We start from the raw sequence: 1752 nt of genomic DNA, 5'->3' as shown, positions 1-1752 counted from the left end.
CCAGTTGGTTTTTTACTTTGCAGCTCTTTAAGTATAAAGTTTCGTACATCTTCTCTTAATGTTGCTTTATGTTCTTCGTCTAGCTCATTGGTTTCAAAAAAAGAATGAATTTTTACGCGCAATAAACCCGGACTTCCACTAAAAAAGGTAAAAGAAAATCTTTTTTTACAGTCTAAAAATGTCATTGGCACAATAGGTATTTTATGAGCAATAGCCATCTTAAAAGCGCCATCTTTAAACTCATCTAAAATAACGTCTTCTTCTGGTACGCCACCTTCAGGAAAAATACAAATACTTAGTCCTTGTTTTAGTCTTCTTTGTGCCCGCATATATACAGCAGTTCTACTTTTGGTATTGCTGCGGTCTACCATAATACACACACGTTTGTAAAAGAAACCAAATAGCGGAATTTTAACCAACTCTTTTTTGCCCACAAACACAAAGGGGTTTCTACTAGCGCGTAACATTAGCATAATGTCTAACATACTAGTATGGTTTGCAACTAGCATATAGCTTTTTCCTTTTTCTATCTTTTGTTCTCTTTTTATTTGTTGCGGGCAACCCATACCTAATAAAATTGGTCTTGCCCAAAGGTTGCGTGCTAACCAAAAAAAGTATGGGTACCATTTTTCTTTAATGCAAAAGATAAATAACAACGGAAAAAATAAGAGTATAGGTAATGCCACAAGTATGTAAAACCAAATGCGGTAAATTAGGTGACCTATGTTTTTAATAAAAGTGAACATAGCTTCAAAAATAGTAATTAATTAAAACTAAGGTTAAAAAAGTTTACTTTTTAAATAATATCAAACTAAAAAAACCAAAAACCAAAATGTTGGTCTATTCTTCTATTTGCATTACCTTTGATTTTTACAATTATTTTAAATAAAATGGCAAGAGTTTTAACAGGAGTACAGAGCACGGGAGTGCCGCATTTAGGTAATATTTTGGGTGCAATTATGCCAGCTATAGATATGGCAAACGACCCAAAAAATGAATCTTTTCTTTTTATTGCAGATATGCATTCGCTAACGCAAATAAAAAATGGAGAAGAATTGCGTAACAATACTTATGCTGTAGCTGCTACCTGGCTTGCTTTTGGCTTAGATATTGAAAAAACTGTTTTTTACAGACAAAGCGATGTTCCGCAAACAACAGAATTATCGTGGTATTTGAGCTGTTTTTTTCCGTATCAAAGATTAACCTTAGCGCATTCTTTTAAAGATAAGGCAGACAGGTTAGACGATGTTAACGCTGGTTTGTTTACATACCCAATGTTAATGGCTGCAGATATATTGTTATATGATGCTGAGATTGTGCCTGTGGGTAAAGATCAAATGCAACATTTAGAAATTACAAGAGATGTAGCTTCTAGGTTTCATGCGCAATTGGGAGAAACATTTGTATTGCCACAAGGTAAAGTGCAAGAGGAGTCTAAATTTATTCCTGGTACAGATGGGGATAAAATGAGTAAGAGTAAAGGAAACTTAATTAATTTGTTTCAGACTGATAAGAAGTTACGTAAGCAAATTATGGGTATCCAAACAGATAGTACACCAATGGAAGATCCTAAAGAGCCAGAAGGTGATAATGTGTTTGAGTTGTATAAAATATTAGCAACGCCAGAGCAGGTTGAAGAAATGCGTGCTAAATATAAAGGTGGTAACTATGGTTACGGACACGCAAAGCAAGAGTTGTTTGAGGTTATAGTAGCTAAGTTTGCAGATGCTCGTGAAAAGTATGAGTATTATA

Annotated in this window: 2 protein-coding genes; one reads left to right on the top strand and one right to left on the bottom strand. The window is 34.2% G+C overall.

Going from position 1 to position 1752, the window contains the following annotated elements; all coding sequences use genetic code 11:
* On the bottom strand, nucleotides 1-746 hold a 746-nt coding region (locus ABJD66_RS08350), incomplete at its 3' end, for a lysophospholipid acyltransferase family protein (RefSeq protein ID WP_348130337.1).
* Nucleotides 747-890: 144 nt separating this feature from the next.
* Between ABJD66_RS08350 and trpS the strand changes: the two genes are divergently transcribed.
* The coding region (gene trpS / locus ABJD66_RS08345; protein WP_348130334.1) for a tryptophan--tRNA ligase at nucleotides 891-1752 on the top strand (862 nt) is incomplete at its 3' end.

Source organism: Cellulophaga sp., from assembly GCF_039943695.1.
GTDB lineage: Bacteria > Bacteroidota > Bacteroidia > Flavobacteriales > Flavobacteriaceae > Cellulophaga.
This window is presented reverse-complemented; position numbering and strand designations above follow the sequence as displayed.